Annotated in this window: 10 protein-coding genes; 7 read left to right on the top strand and 3 right to left on the bottom strand. The window is 42.4% G+C overall.

All coding sequences use genetic code 11. The annotated features are described in order from the left end of the window. The first annotated feature begins 218 nt into the window (after window positions 1-218). The 7 genes from L6494_RS18155 to L6494_RS18185 all read left to right on the top strand — a co-directional run bounded on the left by L6494_RS18155 (window position 219) and on the right by L6494_RS18185 (window position 17,296). Window positions 219-5,555 (top strand): type I polyketide synthase, encoded by a 5,337-nt coding sequence (locus L6494_RS18155; RefSeq protein WP_237989079.1) that lies wholly within the window; start codon window positions 219-221, stop codon window positions 5,553-5,555. Window positions 5,556-5,714: 159 nt separating this feature from the next. Continuing rightward, window positions 5,715-7,448 carry an SDR family NAD(P)-dependent oxidoreductase gene (locus L6494_RS18160; RefSeq protein WP_237989080.1) on the top strand — a complete coding sequence of 578 codons (1,734 nt, stop codon included), beginning with the start codon at window positions 5,715-5,717 and terminating at the stop codon, window positions 7,446-7,448. 239 nt (window positions 7,449-7,687) lie between these two features. Further along, window positions 7,688-9,049 (top strand): beta-ketoacyl [acyl carrier protein] synthase domain-containing protein, encoded by a 1,362-nt coding sequence (locus tag L6494_RS18165; protein ID WP_237989081.1) that lies wholly within the window; start codon window positions 7,688-7,690, stop codon window positions 9,047-9,049. Between the two features lie 129 nt (window positions 9,050-9,178). Further along, entirely contained in the window at window positions 9,179-12,520 is a 3,342-nt protein-coding gene (locus tag L6494_RS18170; protein WP_237989082.1) for a PfaB family protein, read from the top strand. 110 nt (window positions 12,521-12,630) lie between these two features. Further along, entirely contained in the window at window positions 12,631-14,289 is a 1,659-nt protein-coding gene (locus L6494_RS18175; RefSeq protein ID WP_237989083.1) for a PfaD family polyunsaturated fatty acid/polyketide biosynthesis protein, read from the top strand. 71 nt (window positions 14,290-14,360) lie between these two features. Continuing rightward, window positions 14,361-15,893, top strand: a complete 1,533-nt coding sequence (locus tag L6494_RS18180; RefSeq protein ID WP_237989084.1) for a thioester reductase domain-containing protein — start codon at window positions 14,361-14,363, stop codon at window positions 15,891-15,893. Between the two features lie 548 nt (window positions 15,894-16,441). Then, a complete protein-coding gene (locus tag L6494_RS18185) occupies window positions 16,442-17,296 on the top strand; it encodes an SDR family NAD(P)-dependent oxidoreductase (RefSeq protein ID WP_237989085.1) in 855 nt (284 codons plus the stop codon). Between the two features lie 42 nt (window positions 17,297-17,338). Here the strand turns inward: L6494_RS18185 and hetI are convergent, their stop codons facing one another. The 3 genes from hetI to L6494_RS18200 all read right to left on the bottom strand — a co-directional run bounded on the left by hetI (window position 17,339) and on the right by L6494_RS18200 (window position 20,613). Next, window positions 17,339-18,043: a 4'-phosphopantetheinyl transferase HetI gene (hetI, locus tag L6494_RS18190; protein WP_237989086.1), complete on the bottom strand. Its 705-nt coding sequence runs from the start codon at window positions 18,041-18,043 to the stop codon at window positions 17,339-17,341. Between the two features lie 533 nt (window positions 18,044-18,576). Next, on the bottom strand, window positions 18,577-19,872 hold the full coding sequence (locus L6494_RS18195; RefSeq protein WP_237989087.1) for a hypothetical protein: 1,296 nt from the start codon (window positions 19,870-19,872) through the stop codon (window positions 18,577-18,579). Between the two features lie 90 nt (window positions 19,873-19,962). Then, a complete protein-coding gene (locus L6494_RS18200) occupies window positions 19,963-20,613 on the bottom strand; it encodes a hypothetical protein (protein WP_237989088.1) in 651 nt (216 codons plus the stop codon). Between the last annotated feature and the right edge of the window lie 680 nt (window positions 20,614-21,293).

Genomic DNA, 21,293 nt, shown 5'->3' on the forward strand with positions numbered 1-21,293 from the left:
ACAGCCAATTCCCAATGCCCACAGATGCTTAACAAGAAATAACACTAGTCAGGGTAAGTAACAGCAATTATACCAATTATTCAAAATTCATTAATAGTTTCAAACTCAGAAAACCTTGTAATATCTGGCTTTCTTCATTTTGAATTTTGAATTTTGAATTTTGAATTGATATTACTGTCGCTGCACAATCCACAGTACCCCAGAACAGTATATACCCTATGTCTGCTAATTCAATTGATACTGCCTTAGCGGAGTTAGAAACCCAGATTAATAATTGCGAAAAGGCTTTGTTGCGGTGTATTGAGGAAAAAAAAATGAACTCGGAAAAACCAATGTCAATTAACAAAATTAACAGACAACTACAACAAAATCCTATCGCCATCATCGGTATGGCATCATTAGTTCCCCAAGCTAGAAATTTGCGGGAATACTGGCAAAATATCATTAACAAAACTGATTGTATCACCGATGTTCCCTCCACTCATTGGAGCGTAGAGGATTACTACGACCCCAACCCCAGAACCCCCGAAGATAAAACCTACTGTAAACGCGGTGGATTTATTCCAGAGGTTGATTTTAACCCGATGGAATTCGGTATTCCTCCCAGCATTTTAGAAGTGACTGATGTTTCGCAACTATTAAGTTTAGTAGTTGCAAAAGAAGCAATGGAAGATGCCGGTTATGGTGAATCTCGTGAATTTAACCGCGAGTTGGTGGGGGTAATTTTAGGGGTAGCCATGGCCAAGCAATTGGGTATGCCGCTATCTGCACGCCTAGAATATCCCATTTGGAAGAAAGTCCTCAAAAGCAGTGGACTGTCTGATGAAGACACCGACAAAATCGTCGAAAAAATCAAAAGTGCCTACATCAAGTGGGATGAAAACGCCTTCCCTGGGATGTTAGCTAACGTCGTCGCCGGACGCATTGCTAACCGCTTGAACTTTGGTGGGATGAACTGCGTAGTTGATGCAGCCTGTGCTAGTTCCTTCGGCGCATTGAAAATGGCCATTAGCGAACTAGTCGAACATCGCGCTGACATGATGCTAACTGGTGGTGTAGACACCGACAACACCATCATGGCTTATATCTCCTTCAGCAAAACCCCGGCTGTATCTCCTAGTGAGAAAGTTAAACCCTTCGATGCCAAATCTGATGGAATGATGCTGGGTGAAGGTGTTTGTATGTTGGTGCTGAAGCGTCTGGAAGATGCAACCCGCGACAATGATAAAATTTACGCAGTTATCAAAGGCATCGGTACTTCCAGCGATGGACGCTACAAGAGCATTTATGCACCCCGCAAAGAAGGACAAGTCAACGCCTTACGCCGTGCTTACGAAGATGCAGGTTTCTCTCCCGCTACCGTTGGTCTAATTGAAGCCCACGGTACAGGAACAATGGCTGGCGACCCCACCGAGTTCGGTTCTTTAAGAGACTTTTTCTCTAAACACGACAACAAAAAACAGCACATCGCTTTGGGTAGTGTGAAGTCCCAAGTTGGACACACTAAAGCGGCTGCGGGTGCAGTCAGCTTAGTTAAAACCGCTTTGGCATTACATCACAAAATTCTGCCCCCCACAATTAATATTACTGAGCCAAATCCCAAGCTCAATATTAACGATTCCTCTTTTTATCTCAACACTGAAACTCGCCCCTGGATTCGGGCGGAAGGGGAAGCACCAAGACGCGCGGGTGTAAGTTCCTTTGGTTTTGGTGGGACAAACTACCACGTAGTTTTGGAAGAATACGAAAGCGAACAAAACCGCCCCTACCGTTTGCACAGCACCCCCCGCGAAATCCTGTTATTTGCTGCTAACCCTGGGGAACTGCTGAAAAAGTGTGAAGAAGTTTTGGGTAACTTGCAATCAGAAGGTGGTGAAAGACACTTCGCCCAGTTAGCGCAAGAGTGCCAAGCTTTAGAAATTCCTCAGAATGCAGCGCGAGTTGGCTTTGTCGCGGAAAATCTGCAAGAAGCCTGCAAGTTTATGCAAACTAGCATTGGCTTACTGAAGCAGAAAGGTACAGCAACTAATTGGGAGCATCCCCAAGGGATTTACTACCGTGCATCCGGGATGGAATTAGGCGGGAAAGTTGTATCGTTGTTCTCCGGTCAAGGTTCTCAATACCTGGAAATGGGTAGAGAACTGGTGATGAACTTCCCCACCTTGCGCCGTCTATTCGGTTACATGGATGGGTTGTTGCTGAAAGATAACTTGCATTCCCTTTCGGAAATTGTTTTCCCCCATCCTGTGTTTGATGAGTCCGAGAAAAATGCTCAAGTTGCTGCATTGCAACGCACAGAATATGCACAACCAGCGATTGGGGCATTTAGTGCAGGTTTATATTCTATTCTTAAACAAGCTGGGTTTAAATCTGACTTTGTAGCTGGACACAGCTTTGGCGAAATCACCGCTTTATGGGCTGCGGGCGTATTGAGTGACCAAGATTATATGTACCTAGTTAAATCTAGGGGTCAAGCAATGGCTGCACCCAAAGACCCTGACCATGATGCAGGGACAATGCTGGCGGTGAAGGAAGACATCAGTAAAGTTGAAGCGATTCTCAAGAATTACCCACGGGTAACGATCGCTAATTACAATTCTCCCACCCAGTTTGTCTTAGCAGGGCCAACCACCGAAATTGCTAAAGTCCGTCAGGCTTTACAAGAACAAGGTTGTGCAGCCGTACCATTACCAGTATCCGCCGCTTTCCACACCTCCTTGATTGCTTTCGCTCAAAAGTCATTTGCGATCGCTACCAAAGCAGTAAAATTTAATGAGCCAAAAATCCCTGTATTCACCAACGTTACAGGTAAGCAATATCCCAAAGACCCCCAAGCAATTCAAAAAATCCTGGAAACTCACCTAGCTAACTCGGTGCTGTTCAAACAGGAAATTGAAAATATCTACGCGGCTGGTGGTTCTTGCTTCGTGGAATTTGGACCGAAGAGAATTTTAACTAACCTAGTCAAAGATATTTTAGGCGATCGCCCCCATATTACCGTCTCATTGAACCCCAGCACCCAGAAAAATAGCGATCGCTCTCTGCGGGAAGCAGTAGTGCAAATGCGGGTAATGGGTATGCAGTTGAAAAACCTCGACCCATACCAAACCCAGCCTACCCTACCCCCAGCCGACAAAAAGAAAACTCTGAGTGTGCCGTTAAGAGGTATCAATTATGTGTCCGAAAAAACCAAAAACGCCTTCATCCAAGCGTTGAATGATGGACACAAAGTTTCCTTCCCTGCTGTACCTACAGTTAATGTCCCCGCTACCCCAGTAGAAGAAACACCCGCCATCTCTGCACCTGCGGTAACAATGACACCAGCAATGTTTGCCCCAGTCAAAGAGACTAACGGTAACGGACGCACGCCCAAAATTGCCAATCAGTCTACTATCACCACCAAAGCACAACCTCAAATGAACTCTGCGATCCTTGCACCTCAACTAGCTGAAGAGAAGAAGATGCAAACACCAGAAAAACTGGAAAACTTCCAGCGAGTGCTAACAAGCCTAGAGTACCTCATGACTCAGTTCCAGCAAAACCAAACTGAGAACCTGCAAGTACATGGTACTTACCTCAACCATCAGATGGAATACACCAAAGCGTTCTTCCAACTGATGCAACAGCAAAATGCTTTGTTTGCTAACGCTAAGACCTCCCAAGAAGCTGCTCAACTCAAGCTAGTAGTGATGGAAAGCTTGGAACGCAGCATGATGCAGTTTCATTCCCAACAAGGTGAAACCCTCCGCATCCATGAAAAATATCTTCAGGAACAGCTAGCATACGCCCAAAATTTCTTTGACCTAATTCAGCAACAATATTCTCTGGTACTTTCCAGTGGGGTGACTGCACCAGCCAGCGAGACACCAGTACAAGAAGTTCCCGCTTTCAGCATCGACACACCAGTTGTTGAAGCACCTGCACCTGTAGCCAAAGTAGAACCCCAGCCTCAGCCTGTAGTTGAGCCTATAGCAAAACCTGAATTCACCATTGCTGACGCGCCTGCACCCGCAGCTTGGCAAATGCAGCCTGTAGTTGAAACACCCGTTGCTGCACCTGCGCCTGTAGTTGAAGTTAGCATCCCCGCAGTTAAAGAAGTTGAAGTTACTCCTACACCTGCACCTGTAGCTGCTCCCGCCCTAAATTTAGCTGAGTTAGGTAACAACCTCTTAACGATTATTAGCGATAAAACCGGCTACCCAGTGGAAATGCTGGAAGTGGAAATGGATATGGAGGCTGACTTAGGTATTGACTCCATCAAGCGGGTAGAAATCTTAGGCGGATTACAAGAAATGTATCCTGACCTACCCAAACCCAACTTAGAAGAACTGGCAGAAAAACGCACCATCGGTCAAATTATCGAGTTTCTGCAAGTAATGGCTGGTAGTAGCCAACCTGTAGAAGTTGCACCATCACCAGTAGAACAAGTTGTAGAAATACCTGCACCCGCACCAGTCGTTGCTCCCCCTGCACCTGAACTAGTAGCTGTTGTAGAAACCATTGTAGAAACGGAAACCGTAGCCGACACATCAGATTACGCAGACATAGCCCAAACCCTGCTCAACATCACCAGTGAGAAGACAGGCTACCCAGTCGAAATGCTGGAACTAGAGATGGACATGGAAGCCGACTTAGGGATTGACTCCATCAAACGGGTAGAAATCTTAGGCGGATTACAAGAAGTATATCCCAACCTGCCCCAACCCAACCTCGAAGACTTAGGCGACCTCCGCACCATCGGTCAAATTGTTGACTACCTCCAGAAACTGGTGGGAGGTGAAAAAAAAAAGTCTCAGTCTGAGCTTAACTGGCAAGCAGTCCAAATAATCGACGGTGTTCAACGTCGTCCAGCCAAGCTCAAATACCTACCAGCACCCGATAGTTTAGAGTTCACATTGCCAGAGGGACACATCTGTTTAATTACTGATGATGGCTCTCTGACTACCTCCCAAGTAGCGCAAACCTTAACAGAAAGCGGCTGGAAAGTGGTAGTTTTGAGCTTCCCCCAATCGATAGTTCCCCAGCGTTCGCCCTTACCCGCAGGTGTGCATCAAGTCACCCTTGCAGATATGAGTGAAGAACTACTCCAAGGAAAATTATCGGCGATCGCAACTAACTACGGCACGATTGGGGCTTTCATTCACCTCCACCCAGGATTTCAGGTAGATAAAACCGGGACAATACCTTTTATCCCAGAAGAAAAGGCGATCGTCAAACACGTCTTCTTCATGGCGAAACACCTGAAAAAATCCTTGACAGAAGCCGGAAGTTATGAGCGTAGTTGTTTCTTCACCGTGACTCGGTTAGATGGAAGCTTTGGATTAGAGCATAATGTTAATTTTGGTGCGATCGGTGCTGGTTTATTCGGTTTAGTTAAAACCCTGAGATGGGAATGGCCGAATGTATTTACTAGAGGAATTGACCTCAGCCCCAGTTTAGATCCGCAAATGTCAGCACAAAATATTATTGCCGAACTGCACGACTCTAATCTTTACATCGGTGAGGTTGCTTACGGTTCTCAAGGACGGGTTACTTTGATTAGTTCTTTCGAGTAGTTATATAGACTTTTTTTTCCTCGCGCAAAGGCGCAAAGTCGCTAAGAAGCTCGCAAATGTTCTGGGGTTGTTAAACAGAATCTGAAGATAATTAACACCTTTGCACCTTTGCGCCTTTGCGCGAAACAATCTTTTTTCCTCACTCTCTCCAAAATTAATATGACTACACTCACCCAGGTTCGTTCTTCATCGGTTTTTGTTGTAAGTGGTGGTGCTAAGGGTATTACAGCGCAATGTGTAACTAAGTTAGCGCAGCACCAGCCTTGTCAGTTAATTCTCCTTGGGCGATCGCAAGTTTTAGAAGGTGAGCCGGATTTTGCTCAGGATTGTTTTGAAGAGGCTGTATTAAAAAAACGCATTATGCAGCATCTGCTGACTCAAGGGGAGAAGCCTACACCCATGAGTGTGCAGAAAGTATATAACAAAATTGTTTCTAGCCGGGAAATTAAAGCAACCTTGGCGGCGATTCAAGAAACAGGTTCGCAGGTTGAATATTTGAGCGTTGATGTGACTAATGTGACGGAGTTACAGCAAAAGTTAGCGGCTGTGGCTGAACGGGTGGGCAAAATTACAGGTATTATTCACGGTGCGGGAAATTTAGCTGATAAATTAATTGAGAAGAAGACAGACCAAGATTTTGAGAAGGTTTACACCGCTAAGGTGCAAGGTTTAGAAAATCTGCTGTCTTGTGTGGATGCAAAACAACTAGAGCATTTAGTGTTGTTTTCCTCCGTGGCGGGATTTTATGGGAACATGGGGCAATCAGATTATGCGATCGCTAATGAAATTCTCAACAAGTCAGCCCATTTAATCAAACAATACAATCCCGATTGTCACGTTGTCGCTATCAACTGGGGCGGATGGGATAGTGGTATGGTGACACCAGAACTCAAAAAAGCCTTTGCAGAACGGGGAATTGAGATTATCCCTGTGGATGCGGGTACACAAATGCTAGTCAACGAACTTCACCCCAGCCATCGTGATTCTACACAAGTAGTCATTGGTAGCCCCATCACCCCCCCACCCAGAAATCTAGACCCCCAACTCCGCAGCTATCGCATCCGTCGCCGCATGACAGTAGATGCAAATCCCTTTTTGCTAGATCATGTGATTGCTGGTATTCCTGTACTACCAGCCACCTGTGCCATGTCCTGGATGATTCATGCTTGCGAAGAATGTTATCCAGGTTATCGTTATTTAACTTGCAAAGAGTTCAAAGTTCTCAAGGGTATTACCTTCAATGACACCCTAGCTAAAGAATATATTTTAGAAATTCAAGAAGTCGCCAAAGATGGTTCTGAATCTATCGAATTTAAGACCACAATTCTGAGTAAAAACCCCCAAGGTAAAACCTTCTATCATTTCTGTGCCAACATTACAATAGTACGGCAATTACCAGCAGCACCGATTTACGAAAACATGGATCTTACCGAAGATAATATCATTACCAAAACAGGTAAAGATTTTTATCAAAACGGAGATTCATCCCTATTTCATGGTGCAGCATTTCAACAAATTACCAGAGTTATCAACATTAGCCAAGATAAAATTACCACCGAATGTTTCTGGTCAGAAATATCACTAGAAGCCCAAGGACAATTCCCCGTCAAATGGCATAATCCCTACACCACCGACCTAAGCACCCAACCCTTATGGATATGGTTAAGCCATCTTCACCAAGAAGTTTGCTTACCCGGAAAACTAACATATTCAGAACAATTTAGAGCCATTCCTTGCAACGAACCCTTCTACGTTTCTTGTGACATTATCCACAAAACAACAACAGGTGTAACAGCCAACTACATCCTCCATGATAGAGAAGGAAAAATATATTCCCGCATCCTAGGAGCAAAAGCAGTAATTGCTCCCATGAACCTACACAAACCCAAGTAGACGGTACTAGGCTTCCAACTCCCGTAAATCCAACTCCTAAAATCTCTTCTTCTTTCTCCGTGTCTCCGTGTCTCTGTGGTTTCAAAATTCTTTATCTAACCACAAAGACACAGAGAACACAGAGGGAAGAAATTCAACAAAGCATTAAATCCTATCCAGTTCGGGGAATCAAGTAAATCCAAATAATTCTTAATTACGAATTACGAATTAATAACCTTACCCAAACGAGGATATAAACAGTGGAAAAAATCGCCATTATCGGATTATCATGCCTCTTTCCCGATGCTAACAATCCCGATCAATTTTGGCAGAATCTTAACGAGCAGAAAGATTCCACATCATCAATTACCGTCGAAGAAATGGGTTTAGATCCCACAATATTTTACGACCCAGCAAAAGGAAAGCCGGAAAAATTTTATTTCCTCAAAGGTGGATTTATCCGCAATTTTAAATTTGATGCCGGTGAATACAATCTGCCATCAGAATATGTGGAAAGCTTAGATAACACCTTCAAATGGTCACTATATGCAGCAAAACAAGCAATTGTGCATAGTGGTTATTGGGGAAATCAAGAAGTTCTTGCTAAATGTGGAGTAATTTTAGGAACTCTTTCCTTCCCCACAAAACATTCTAATCAACTTATCGCCCCAATTTATCACCAAACAATTGAGCCAGCAGTAGCAGAACTTTTACAAGACAAAGATTTCCATCTAGCGGCGATCCCTACAGCCACTAAAGCCGCTACAGAAAACGCCATGATTTCCGGTTTACCTGCTGCATTAGTCGCCAAAGCCTTCTCACTTTCCGGTACTCACTTCTGTATAGATGCAGCTTGTTCTTCCGCCTTCTATGCCATTAAGTTAGCATCTTATTACTTACAATCACACAAAGCTGATGTGATGTTATCTGGAGCTATCAGTTGCTCAGACCCTTTATTTTTAAGAATGCTATTTTCCGGCATCCAAGGCTATCCAGAAAACGGTGTTAGCTCACCTCTAGATAAAACATCAAGAGGCTTAGTTACATCCGAAGGTATTGGAATGGTCATGCTGAAACGGTACAGTGATGCTGTTAGAGACGGTGATAAAATCCTAGCGACAATTTGCGGTAATGGTCTTTCTAACGATGGTAAAGGAAAGCATTTACTAAGTCCTAATACAAAAGGACAAGTTCTAGCCTTTGAAAGAGCCTATCAAGAAGCCGAACTTAACCCCAAAGCTATTGATTATATGGAGTGTCACGCTACCGGCACATTACTAGGAGACACCACCGAATTTAAATCAATAGAAACCTTCTTTGGAAAACACCAAGCAGCACCTTTAGTTGGTTCAGCCAAAGCCAATGTCGGTCACTTATTAGTAGCCGCCGGTATGGTGAGTTTAACCAAAGCAATCTACAGCCTAAATCATGATGTAATTCCCCCCACCATCAACATCAATGATCCTATTAGTTCAGAAAATAACATCATTTCGCCCCAAAACATCGTGCGGACTCCCACACCTTGGCCGCAAAACAACCCAACCAAACACATAGCATTAAGTGCCTTTGGTTTCGGTGGTACAAACTCCCATTTGATTCTAAAAAAAGAAGAAACCTTATAGTAAATTTGCGTTCTTCTTTGCGCCTTTGCGCCTTTGCGCGAACCTCTAAATAATATTTTCAGCAACGCCAAAGTATTTATGCAAAAGGCCTAAAGCCCATAAATTCAACATTGATAGGCTAGTAAAGTGATGTTTGAACAAGAAAATAACAACACAGGCAAAATCGCTATTGTCGGCATGGATGCCTTCTTCGGTGAGTGCAATAGCCTAGATGCCTTTGAACGCAGTATCTACGACGGTAAACAGCATTTCATCCCCCTACCGCCGAAGAGATGGTACGGCATAGAAACACAACAAGAACTACTACAAAAGTACGGATTACTAGAAGGTAAAGCCCCCGTAGGCGCATATATCAAAGAATTTGATATTGATACCCTCGCTTATAAGATTCCTCCCAACGAAGTCGAAAAACTCAACCCCCAACAACTACTATTACTCACCGTCGCCGATCGCGCCCTCAAAGATGCGAAGATTCCAGAAGGGAGCAATGTAGCCGTCATTATCGCCACAGAAACAGAGTTATCTGTCCATCAATTACAACAACGCTGGGATTCGTCTTGGCAAGTTAAAGACGGTCTGAACGCCGCAGAAATTACCTTACCACCAGAAAAAATTGCCCAACTAGAAACCATCGTTAAAGATAGCGTTCACCATCAAGTAGATATTGGTGAGTATTTAAGCTACATCGGTAACATTACAGCCAATCGGATTTCCTCGTTGTGGAATTTTACAGGGCCTTCCTTCACTCTCACGGCTGTAGAAACTTCTGCATTCAAGGCTTTGGAAGTGGCGCAAATGCTACTAATGACAGAAGAAGTTGATGCTGTAGTTGTTGGTGCGGTGGATTTAGCTGGTGGTGTTGAGAACGTATTATTACGTAGTCAATCAGAAAAGATAAATACTGGTACTAATACTCTTAGCTATGATCAAAAAGCCAACGGCTGGACACCAGGAGAAGGTGCGGGTGTAGTTGTTCTCAAACGTCATGAGCAAGCATTAGAAAATGGCGATCGCATTTATGCTGTAATTGATGCCATTAGTATTGGTCAATCCCACTCAAATATAGATGAAGGTTGTCAAAAAGCCCTAAAAACCGCTCTTATCCAACCCGAACAAGTAAACTATGTAGAAGTTTGCGCCAGTGGGATTCCCCAGGAAGACGAAGCGGAAATTGCAGGTTTAACCAAAGCTTACCCATCGGTAGGGAATGGCTTGCACTGTGCAATTGGGAGTGTGAAAGCCAATATCGGACATACCTTTGTAGCTTCCGGGATTGCTAGTTTAATTAAAACGGCTCTGTGTCTGTATTACAGATACATCCCAGCCACTCCTAACTGGTCTGGGGTGAAGACTCCCGAAGCCTTTGAAGGTAGTCCTTTCTATGTGGCGACAGAATCTAGACCTTGGTTTCTCAGCAAGAACGCCCCACGACGCATCGCCGCAATTAATGGGATTGGTTCTGATGGTAGTTACGCTCATGTGATTTTGTCGGAAGAAGTCAAAGAACAAGAGCGTCCTCATCGGTATTTACAGCAAGCACCCTTTTATCTATTCCCCGTGGTGGCGGATGACCGTGCTAGCTTGATGTCGGCTTTAGATAGCTTGCAAAAAAGTATCAAAGAGAGTGATTCTCTATCTGAGAGTGCTAGCCAAGCCTTTAACGCCTATCAGCAGCAATCCCAAGCACAGTACGCCATATCGATTACTGGACGGAATAAGAAAGAACTCCTCCGAGAAATCGAATCAGCGCGGAAAGGGATTAATGGGGCTTTTGACAGGGGGATAGATTGGCAAACACCTGTAGGTAGTTACTTTACAGCCAATCCCCTGGGTAAAAAAGGTGAAGTAGCTTATGTGTATCCGGCGGCGGTAAATTCTTATGTCGGGATTGGTCGTAATCTTTTCCGACTCTTTCCCAAACTGCACGATAACCCCTTTGTGCAGAGTATTTACAAACGTGCGGCTGATGTGGAAAGACTTGTGTTTCCCCGTAGCTTGAGCAAATTTACCACCAGAGAATTAGAGAAGCTAGAGAAAAAATTGCTAGAAGACTCTCTAGCGATGTTTGAAGCAGAAATGTTCTTTACCAGACTCATCACCACAGTCATACGGGATGATTTTCAAGTCCAACCCAAATATGTGTTTGGCTATAGCTTGGGTGAAACCAGCATGATGGTTGCTCAAGGGGTGTGGAGTAATTTCTATGAAGGTAGTAGTTCCTTCAACTCATCAGCCTTATTTGGCGATCGCTTATCTGGCCCCAAAAATGCGGTGCGTGAGTATTGGGGATTACCAAAATCTACCACGGCTTTAGGGGATAATCTGTGGGGTAATTATGTGCTGATGGCTAGTCCTGTGCAAGTGCGGGATGCGATCAGAAATGAAACCCGTGTTTATCTGACACAGATTAATACCCCAGAAGAAGTATTAATTGCAGGTGAACCAGCAGCTTGTCAAAGGGTGATTAAAACTATCGGCTGTAATGCTTTCCCTGCGCCCTTCGATCATGTGATTCATTGTCAAACCATGCGATCGGAGTTTGATGAATTGGTAAAATTAAATACTTTGCCAAGTCAGGAAATTCCCGGCGTTGTATTTTATTCGGCTGCCGAGTATCAGACTATCACATTAGAGAGTGGGGTAATTGCGCGTAGTATTGCCACAGGCCTGTCTCAAGAACTTGATTTCCCCAAATTAGTTAACCGCATCTACGAAGACGGGACGAAAATCTTTATCGAAGCTGGTGCGGGTAGTGTCTGTTCTCGTTGGATAGATAAAATCCTCGAAGACCAAGAACACATCACCGTATCCCTGAATCGTCGCGGGATGGATGATCATAGTTCGATTGTCAAAGCGTTAGGAAAACTCCTGAGTCATCGGGTGAATTTAGACTTATCACCACTATATAGTCCAGTCACAGCCACCACCAAATCAAATAAAACCATGCTGCGGACTATCACACTGGGTGGTGAGTCAATTACTGAGAAAATCTTGACTGAAGAAAATCGTCAACTCTTCCAAGCTATAGCTGAAAAACGACAGCCAAAACAACCACTATTTAGTGATTCTCTAGGTATAAATTCGCTGAATTTTCTCCAGTCTATTACTAATAGTGAAAGTCCTGCTGTACCCATACCTAAACCCTCAGTTAAGCCAAAAGAAGATTCCATGAAAAATATCATGGAACACGATTTGAAAACTGAAGAACAAGTACAATCTTCTGAGTCAACTACTTCTGACTCTGCAACGCCTCAAAGAGACTTTTATTCACCTGTCACCGACGACGAATTCACCACCATCATCAATATGTTGGAATTAAACAGAGTTCAGTATCAAAAGCTGAACGCAAACAACGCACGCATAACTAAAAATCACACAGATTTCTTAAAAGCCAGACAAGATTTTAGTAAGCAACTGAGTGAAATCATTCAATTACAAATGGTCTGCGCCGAAGATTTATTGAATGAATAAGCTAAGTAATCAAAGTTCGTAGTAAGGACTTTAGTCCTTCTTCTTTAAGGACTGAAGTCCTTACTACAAACCAGACTGGAATTAATTGCATATCGTGCGAGGGAACGACTGTGACGACTGTGGATACGATTATAAATAAACATGATAATGGTCTGGGCTTTTCTAGCCATACCTACAATCACAATCTAGTCTGGAAAGGTTCTTTAGATTGTGTAGCTTTTGAACGAACAGATATCAAAACTAAATTACTGGCTTTAGATAAACCTTGTTACGTTGTCAAAGTCGCAGGTAAAGTTGGCGTAACTAATGATGGTTATTTAGCACCATCTGAACATGGCGTATTAGGACAATTAGAGCTATTAACATCAATTGCACCCATCCCCAGCCAACAGTTAGGCGACCCTAGTTTTCTCTCAGCTTACGGCGTGAAATATGCCTATATGACTGGAGCAATGGCTGGCGGTCTTGCGTCAGTAGCAATGGTCATTGCATTAGGTAGAAATAAAATTTTGAGTTCTTTTGGTGCAGGTGGTTTAACACCCGATACCATAGAAGCAGCCATTAATAAAATTCAGCAAGCCTTACCTCATAGCCCCTACGCATTCAATTTAATTCACAGTCCTAATGATATGGCAGTCGAACGCCGGGCTGTGGATTTATATTTGAGATATGGGGTGAAAGTTGTTGAAGCTTCGGCATTTTTAGACTTAACTCCTAACATCGTTTATTACCGAGTTGCGGGACTAAGTTTAAATGATGCGAATCAAATTGAAATCAAAAATAAAGTCATTGCGAAAATTTCTCGCCGCGAAGTAGCGAGTAAATTTATGCAGCCAGCACCACCGAGAATCCTGCAAGAATTGCTGGAACAAGGTTTAATTACTGAGTTACAAGCTAAACTTGCAGCGAAAGTTCCAATGGCTGATGATATTACTGTCGAAGCTGATTCTGGTGGACATACTGATAATCGTCCTTTGGTTTGTTTGCTCCCTTCAATGATTGCTTTAAGGGACGAAATCCAAGCTCAATATCATTATCCCCAAGCAATTAGAATTGGCGCAGCCGGCGGAATTGCTACCCCAGAATCAGCCTTAGCAGCTTTTATGATGGGTGCTGCTTATGTAGTTACTGGTTCGGTGAATCAAGCTTGTGTTGAATCTGGTGCTTGTGAGCATACCAAGAAATTATTAGCTCAAGCGGAAATGGCTGATGTAACTATGGCCCCCGCAGGCGATATGTTTGAAATGGGCGTGAAGGTACAAGTTCTCAAACGGGCGACAATGTTCCCCATGCGAGCGCAAAAACTGTATGAATTGTACCGCAGTTATAACTCAATTGAAGAAATTCCTCTGGCAGAAAGAGAGAAGTTAGAAAAACAAGTTTTCCGCAAAACTATTGCTGAGGTTTGGGAAGGAACTGCTGCTTACTTATCACAAAAAAATCCTGAAAAGTTAGGTAAAGCAGTTAATAATCCTAAACTGAAAATGGCTTTAATTTTTCGGTGGTATTTAGGATTATCTTCTCGTTGGTCTATTGGGGCTGAAAAAGGTAGAGAAGTTGATTATCAAATTTGGTGTGGCCCAGCAATGGGAAGTTTTAATGACTGGGTGCGTGGTTCTTATTTAGCTGAAGCACATAATCGTCATGTTGTTGATGTTGCTGATCATATTATGACGGGAGCAGCGTTTTTATATCGCATTCAAAGTTTGAAATTACAAGGAATGCAAATTCCTGATTTCTATATGCAATATCGTCCAGTTCGTTCTTAAGAAATAGGGGTGTAGGGGTATAGGGGTATAGGGGTGTAAGGGACGCGTAGAAAATTATTGGAGAATTGAAAATGACTGTAACACAATCTTATAGTGCAGCAGAGATTCAAGCTTGGATGGTGTCTCATCTGGCTGAGTTACTAGCAGTAGAAGCTGATGAAATTGACCCTAGTATTAATTTAGAAAGCTATGGTTTGGATTCTGCTCAAGCCATGACTATGGTGAGTCAACTTGAGAAATTATTAGGCTTTCAACCGTCTCCTTTGTTGTTGTGGCATTATCCCACAATTGAATCATTATCACAGCGTTTAGCTGAGGAAGTGGAAGAAAAATCAGATGTACAAGACACAGGTGTTGTACGTCCAAAAAATACTTCTAGTCTCAACGCTGATACCCCCACTTTGAACTTACAGGCTGAAGCTGTTCTTGACCCTACAATTCATCCTGGTGGTGCTATTCCTGTTGCTTTACCTGTAACTCAACCGAAGAAAGTATTTTTAACTGGTTCTACCGGGTTTTTAGGTGCTTTCATTATTCGGGAATTGCTCAAGCAAACTCAGGCTGATATCTATTGTTTGGTGCGTGCTGCTAACCTGGACGAAGCTGATAGTAAGCTGCAAAAGAATTTAGAACGCTATGGAATTTGTCAGGATGGGAGTAAGTCTAGAGTTATCCCTGTGATTGGTGATTTATCTGAACCGTTGTTAGGTTTAAGTTCTACACAGTTTCAAACTTTAGCGGCGGAAATTGACACTATTTATCATAGTGGTGCTTTGTTAAATTATGTTTTCCCTTACTCAGCATTAAAAGCTGCTAACGTTTTGGGAACTCAAGAGGTTTTGCGCTTGGCTTGTCAGGTGAAAGTGAAGCCTGTGCATTATGTTTCTAGTGTGGCGGTGTTTGAATCTCCTGTCTATGCTGGCCAGGTAGTAAAAGAAGATGATGATTTCAGCCATTGGGAAGGGATTTATCTGGGTTACTCCCAAACTAAATGGGTTGCAGAAAAGTTAGTCAAGATTGCGAGCGATCGCGGTTTACCTGTTACTATTCATAGACCCCCCCTCATCGCTGCTGACAGTGAGACAGGTATCGGTAACACCCACGACTTTATCAATTTGATGGTTAAGGGTTGTCTGCAAATGGGATATTTCCCGGAAGTGGAATATATGTTGGATATGTCCCCTGTAGATTATGTCAGCAAAGCGATTGTACATCTATCGATGCAAAAAGATGCGATCGGTCAAGCTTTCCACTTACAACATCCCGAACCCGTAGGTTTGAATGTCTTAGTTGACTGGGTACGCTCTTTTGGTTATGACATTAACATCATTCCCTACGAAGAATGGCAAGCTAAGTTAATTGAAAGTGCAACCTCTACAGATAATCCTTTGTATACTTTGCGTCCTTTCCTCTTAGAGCGTTGGTCTGATGAGCAATTAACTATTCCCGATTTGTACCTGAAAGCTAGAAGACCTCACATTAGTTGTGAAGAAACTGTGAAGGCTTTGGCTGGTAGTGATGTTGCTTGTGCGCCAATTGATTCTAAGTTATTCATGACCTACATCGCGTACTTACTTCAGAGTGGTTTTTTGACTCTGGCTTAGGAGAGATTTAACGCAGAGTAGCGCGGAGGTAAACGCGGAGGTACGCGGAGAGGTTACAAAAAATTAAATTTTATGCGTCCATGACCCAGTTTCGACAAGAGGCTGGGTTTTTCTTGTGATTGTCTAGCACTACTCCCTGTCACCTGTCCCCTGTCACCTGTCCCCAGTCCCCAGTCCCCTGTCACCTATAAATAAGTTTGCTATTAACACTAGCTTCATAAAATAAATGCTATAAATGAAGTTGATATAAAGTTAAACCTCACTGAACAAATCCTTGACTGTATGCCTGTACTGCAACAGAAGGCGATCAACACTGTTATAGGTCTATTTTCCTAAATTTTCTGCAATATGAGTGCAGTCTCCCAGCTTAAGTTCTCTAAGCAAGTATGAAGTGTAGCTGTCTTTATCGCATTTAGTTGTAGATGGGTGGGTAGTTGTTCTGATGGTTTGAACTGTATGTGTCTCTGTCTGAATTAGGCTGCACAGAGTTTATCAACTGTATCATGCGTGAATCCTGCCAATCAGAATACAGGTACTAGCAGGTTATAATGACAACTCTCACAGGTAAGACAGTCCTCTTGACCGATGCCTCACGCGGTCTTGGTTTGCACATTGCTCACGCTCTGGCTAAAGAGCAGGCAACAGTGGTGTGTGTTTCTCGTTCCCCTTCAGGATTAGAGCAAATTTGTCAAGCAATCAATGCCGCAGGTGGTCGGGCTATCTCTATTCCTTTCGATATCACCAATGTAGCACAATTATCATCTCTAATTCAGCAGGTTCACGCAACTGTCGGCCATGTTGATATTTTAATCAATAATGCTGGCATAGAAATTAATAGTGCTTTCGCAGATTATTCGCTATCAGAAATTCAGTCTGTCTTCAAAACTAATCTATTGGCTGCTATGGAATTAACTCGTTTATTACTCCCCAACATGATGGAACGAGGTAGCGGCCGCATTGTTAACATTGCTTCGCTGGCCGGTAAAAAAGGTATTGCTTTTAACAGCATTTATTCTGCCAGTAAAGCAGGTTTGATTATGTGGGCTGATGCCGTCCGTCAAGAGTTAGCTGGCCGCGATGTGGATATTTCCGTCGTTTGCCCAGGATATATTTCTGAAACTGGTATGACTATTGATCCGTGTGTATCTGCACCCAAGTTAGCGGGTACGAGTACGCCTAAACTAGGTTTAAATGCGGTAATGCGTGCAATTAAAGGCAAGCACACCCAAATCATTGTCAATCACAATCCAATTATGGAAGGTTTGACGAAATTGATGTTAGCTATGGGACAAATTGCTCCCACTGCGGTTGATACGCTTTATCGCTGGTTGGATATAGTGAATTTCAACCAAAGACGGGCAGAAAATAGGCGTAATTTTAGGTATGCTGCTATTGGACGTTAATAAAAATGACAGTCGGCTGATTCGGGGAAATGGCTTAGATGGTTAATACTGCCAATACTTTAGCTCCCAGCCACAACCCGCCACAGCAAGAGCAGCAACATAATTACAATCAGGCACTAGCTCTAGGAGACTCCAAGCTTGCGATGTCTGTAACCTAGCTGGTTCTGTGGGAGTTAGTGCTATCTCAATTTGTTCTAATTGTGCTAGTCCATCACCAGTGGCTTTTAAATAAGCTTCTTTACAAGTCCAATAACGGAAAAAAACTTTTTGTTTTTGATCGTCAGGTAGCGATCGCATTAAATCATATTCTTTTGGTAGAAAAAACCTTTGAGCTAAAGCTTCTACATCCGACATCGGACGCATAAACTCTAAATCCACACCAATTTGACGAGTATAATTCACCGCACACAAAGCTAAATTTTGGGAGTGCGACAAGTTAAACAACAAGCCACTGTGCTGTAAACTTGCGGCTAACAATGGTTTACCACGGGCTTCATAATCAAATTTGACTAGTTCTGGGTCAATTCCCAAATAGCCGCCTAATATCTGCCTGAGAATACCACGACCCGCAATAAAACGTTGCCGATGTTCAGGAAAATAAAATCTGTTAGCACGAGTCAGTTCATCGCTAGATAAGGTTGCTGTTAAATTCTCTAACTCTGATTCTGTTCTATCAAGATGAAATTGCCAAACATGAACCTCATCTGGTAATAAGTTTAAATTTTTGGGTGCAGGTAGCCAGGTCATTGGGGACTGGGGACTGGGGATTGGGGACTGGGGATTGGAGACTGGGGAAACGCTGTGACGCGCCCCGCAAGCTCAGTCGAGCCGCGTCAGTTGAACTGACTTTTCACGTTATGTGGAAAAGCTAACGCGAAACCTAACTCCCTCTTTCCCTAGTAGGGAAGGGGGAAAAGTTAAAGCCTCTCTCCTTGTAGGGGAGAGGTTTGGAGAGGGGTTTTCCAGATCCCGTGAAAAGTCAGGTCAGTTAAACGGTGACAGGGGAGAATAAGTAATGACTAATGACAAATAGGCATTTTGGCACACTTATTTGCAAAAGTATAGGTATGCTATGGAAGTGGGATAAATTTCGTGTGAAAAGTAATAAAACGTGTAATCTCTCAGCTGACTACTGAGGGATTTTTATTGAAACCTTATTATACTTTTTCTCTATTCATAATTTCAAAATAATATTCCCTTCAAGTATTTATATGGTTGTTAACAGACACTCATTAAATAGAGTTCATTTCCACGCGGTCTAAAAATTCTCAGTGGGATGTTTAAGTTAACTGTTGTCTACGCCTTTTTTTGTAATTGACTAGGCATAATATCAAAGTTAACAAAATAATCGCTTTCAACGCAGAAGGTTCTACTACCTTCTTCACTTCTGGAATCTGGGTTATGGGAATGTCACATTGTACTTCACTCACTTGACCACTATTCCCAGAACCACCACCAAGATTTAAATCAGGACATACATAATCGGGAGGTAGTGGTGTTGGTGTCTCAGTAATTTCAGGAACAGATGGAGTAGCAGCTCTAGCTGTACTTGATGGATTGTTTCTACCACCCAGCAATAGCAGGAATAAAGCCAATAAACCTAGCCCTGCAAAGATTGGGAACAAGCCAGGACGACCTTTTGACGGAGTTGAAAAAACTTCTTCGCCAGGAATTTCTGCTATGTCTAATACCTTGTCATCGGCTACTGACGGAAGTGTTAAATCAGCAAATGTATCCCCAGGAACTATTTCACCTCTTCCAACCAAGTTATCTGGAGGTTGAACTATTTTCCTTCCATACCAACCATCACCTTGTGAATTGGGGGTATAGGGACGAGACATGATTTCCAAAATACTTTTCTTCAGTTCCGCTTCATTTCCTGTCCGCAAAGCATTTAATCCTTTAGAGAGATTACGCAGATAAAAATCTCTCATATCTGGGTCTAGTCTCAGATCACGAATTTGTTGTGTTAGGTCAGGAATTTTTGATGCTTCTTCTAAAAAAACACGTCCGAAAGCATATTTAAAATTGAGCAATCCATTCCGTAAATTTTCTCCCTTTAATGGCGACCAAGCGAAGTTTTGAGTAACAGCCCCCAAACCACTCACAGGTCTACGACTGACAAGACCTCCCAGTGCATATTGATGGCTATCCAGAACTATTGGAGATGAGTCTCTCCAAAATGAAGTATAGGGTGTTTGAACAAGATTGGGATTGTTATTATAAAAACCAGCAAACCTACGGTAGTTATCATCTCCACCAGCTGCTTTCATCAGCATCTCTTGATAGGTAAGTCCACTATTAGATTCAATAATTTTCTGAACTACCCCACCAGTTTTATTACAGCTTAGACCAAATCCCACAACACATTCAGGGATTACTCGCATCTTACGCAAACCAGCTTCGTTGTTTTGTAGCTGGAACTGCAATAACTGTGATTCTTGTCCTGGTGGAATCTTTACCGGCGCGCCAACATTTAGTCCTCGCTGCTGTGCATTAGCTGTCTGGCTAATAATCAGTGCTGTGAGTAAAGACGAACAGACAAGTGTGATATTTTTGATAGTCGATTTCAACAAGACCCTTCTCCGGTAGATGACACAGAATAATTGAATGCTTGGTAAGAGCAATTAATGAGGCTGGAAAATCTCTATGTGAGAGATAGATAATCAGTTTTGAGGTGAAGAAGAACTGATATTTTTAGGTAATTGGATATTAATAGTAATTGCTGTTCCTTTAAGTCCTCCTGTCGTCAGTGGGTGATACATAATTAATGCGCGGTTTGGCTGATCGAAGAGAAAACCACGACGGGAGGGTTTGATTTTTCCATCCTTGACTAGAGTAATAAAGGCTTCTAAATATCTGCGTATGCTCGGTTGAGTTTCCTGCGTTACATTAGTGTGACGCTCAATCAGAGTCATAAAGAAGTCTAGACTGCGGCTGTCTTGCCCTAAAATCAGACTGCTATTATCTAAGAAAGAACTACCAATTAACTTGCCTTCCTGCTCTTTCACTTTAAACAATGTGTAGTAGCGTCCCTCTTTGTTGGGATCATTCACATAGCACACCCAAGAACCATCTTCAGCACGTGAAAAGCCTTGTTCTGCAAGGTAAGAAAACAAAGAACTAGTTTTTTGACCTGGTAGGGAAGGTAACAAATTCTCAACAGGGTCTAAAGAGCAAATCTTTTGGGTAGTTGTGGCTTGAGGAGTATTAGGTATTTCTTGAGCATTGACGTGTAACTGCTTGATATTAAATATAGCTATAGAAGCAATAGCAGTAAAGGCAATTAATCTATTTAGGTGAATAATTTGACTCATTTTTGTGTCCTCGTTGATGCTGTTATTCAAATCTGTAACTGGATATCAAAATTTTATAGCCTAGAGTGAATGCTAAGTTATTTTTGTACTTTTTTTATTACCTAGCTTTTAGTAAAAATCATTAATAATATATCTCCTAAAAGAAAGCAAAATTTCCCTATATCAATATATTCAGTATCTTGATGACAAATTTAAATGTAAATTTAATTTTCATAATCTACTAATTTGCCAAAGATATTTACTTGATTCAAATAATGCTAGATGTTTGAAAGAACAGCACAATCTACCAGTCAATTTTGCATGACCTCATAAATTAATTTCAGCGAGTGGTGGTAATAAATTCGTTGTTTTTATTTGTAAGTTACAACTATATGTGTAATAGCTATAACTTTCTTTAATAGGTTATCCAACGAATTGTGTGATTGGTCTTTACTTCAGGATTAGAGTGATGTTTATGCCATACCAATAACTTTAAGTTGGTTATACTTAATAGCTTTTATACTTTCTTGCTATTTATAACAGTGTTTCTTACCTCTCCAGAACTATGTAATATTATTTAAAAGTTTCTTGAGTTACGAATCTTTACTCAGAAACTTTTCATTGATGATACGTTGAACTGTTCACACCACTAATATTTCATGGTTGTTGCTTACAATACTGATTGCTCTTGTTCTTATTAG

Origin of the sequence: Nostoc sp. UHCC 0870 (genome assembly GCF_022063185.1) — a bacterium.
In the GTDB taxonomy this organism is placed as follows: Bacteria; Cyanobacteriota; Cyanobacteriia; order Cyanobacteriales; family Nostocaceae; genus Trichormus.

Excerpts from the sequence above, each read along its gene's own strand:
- L6494_RS18170 (WP_237989082.1), top strand. The coding sequence starts at position 9,179 with ATGTTTGAACAAGAAAATAACAACACAGGCAAAATCGCTATTGTCGGC.
- L6494_RS18185 (WP_237989085.1), top strand. The coding sequence starts at position 16,442 with ATGACAACTCTCACAGGTAAGACAGTCCTCTTGACCGATGCCTCACGC.
- L6494_RS18200 (WP_237989088.1), bottom strand. The coding sequence starts at position 20,613 with ATGAGTCAAATTATTCACCTAAATAGATTAATTGCCTTTACTGCTATT.
- L6494_RS18155 (WP_237989079.1), top strand. The coding sequence starts at position 219 with ATGTCTGCTAATTCAATTGATACTGCCTTAGCGGAGTTAGAAACCCAG.
- hetI (WP_237989086.1), bottom strand. The coding sequence starts at position 18,043 with ATGACCTGGCTACCTGCACCCAAAAATTTAAACTTATTACCAGATGAG.
- L6494_RS18160 (WP_237989080.1), top strand. The coding sequence starts at position 5,715 with ATGACTACACTCACCCAGGTTCGTTCTTCATCGGTTTTTGTTGTAAGT.
- L6494_RS18180 (WP_237989084.1), top strand. The coding sequence starts at position 14,361 with ATGACTGTAACACAATCTTATAGTGCAGCAGAGATTCAAGCTTGGATG.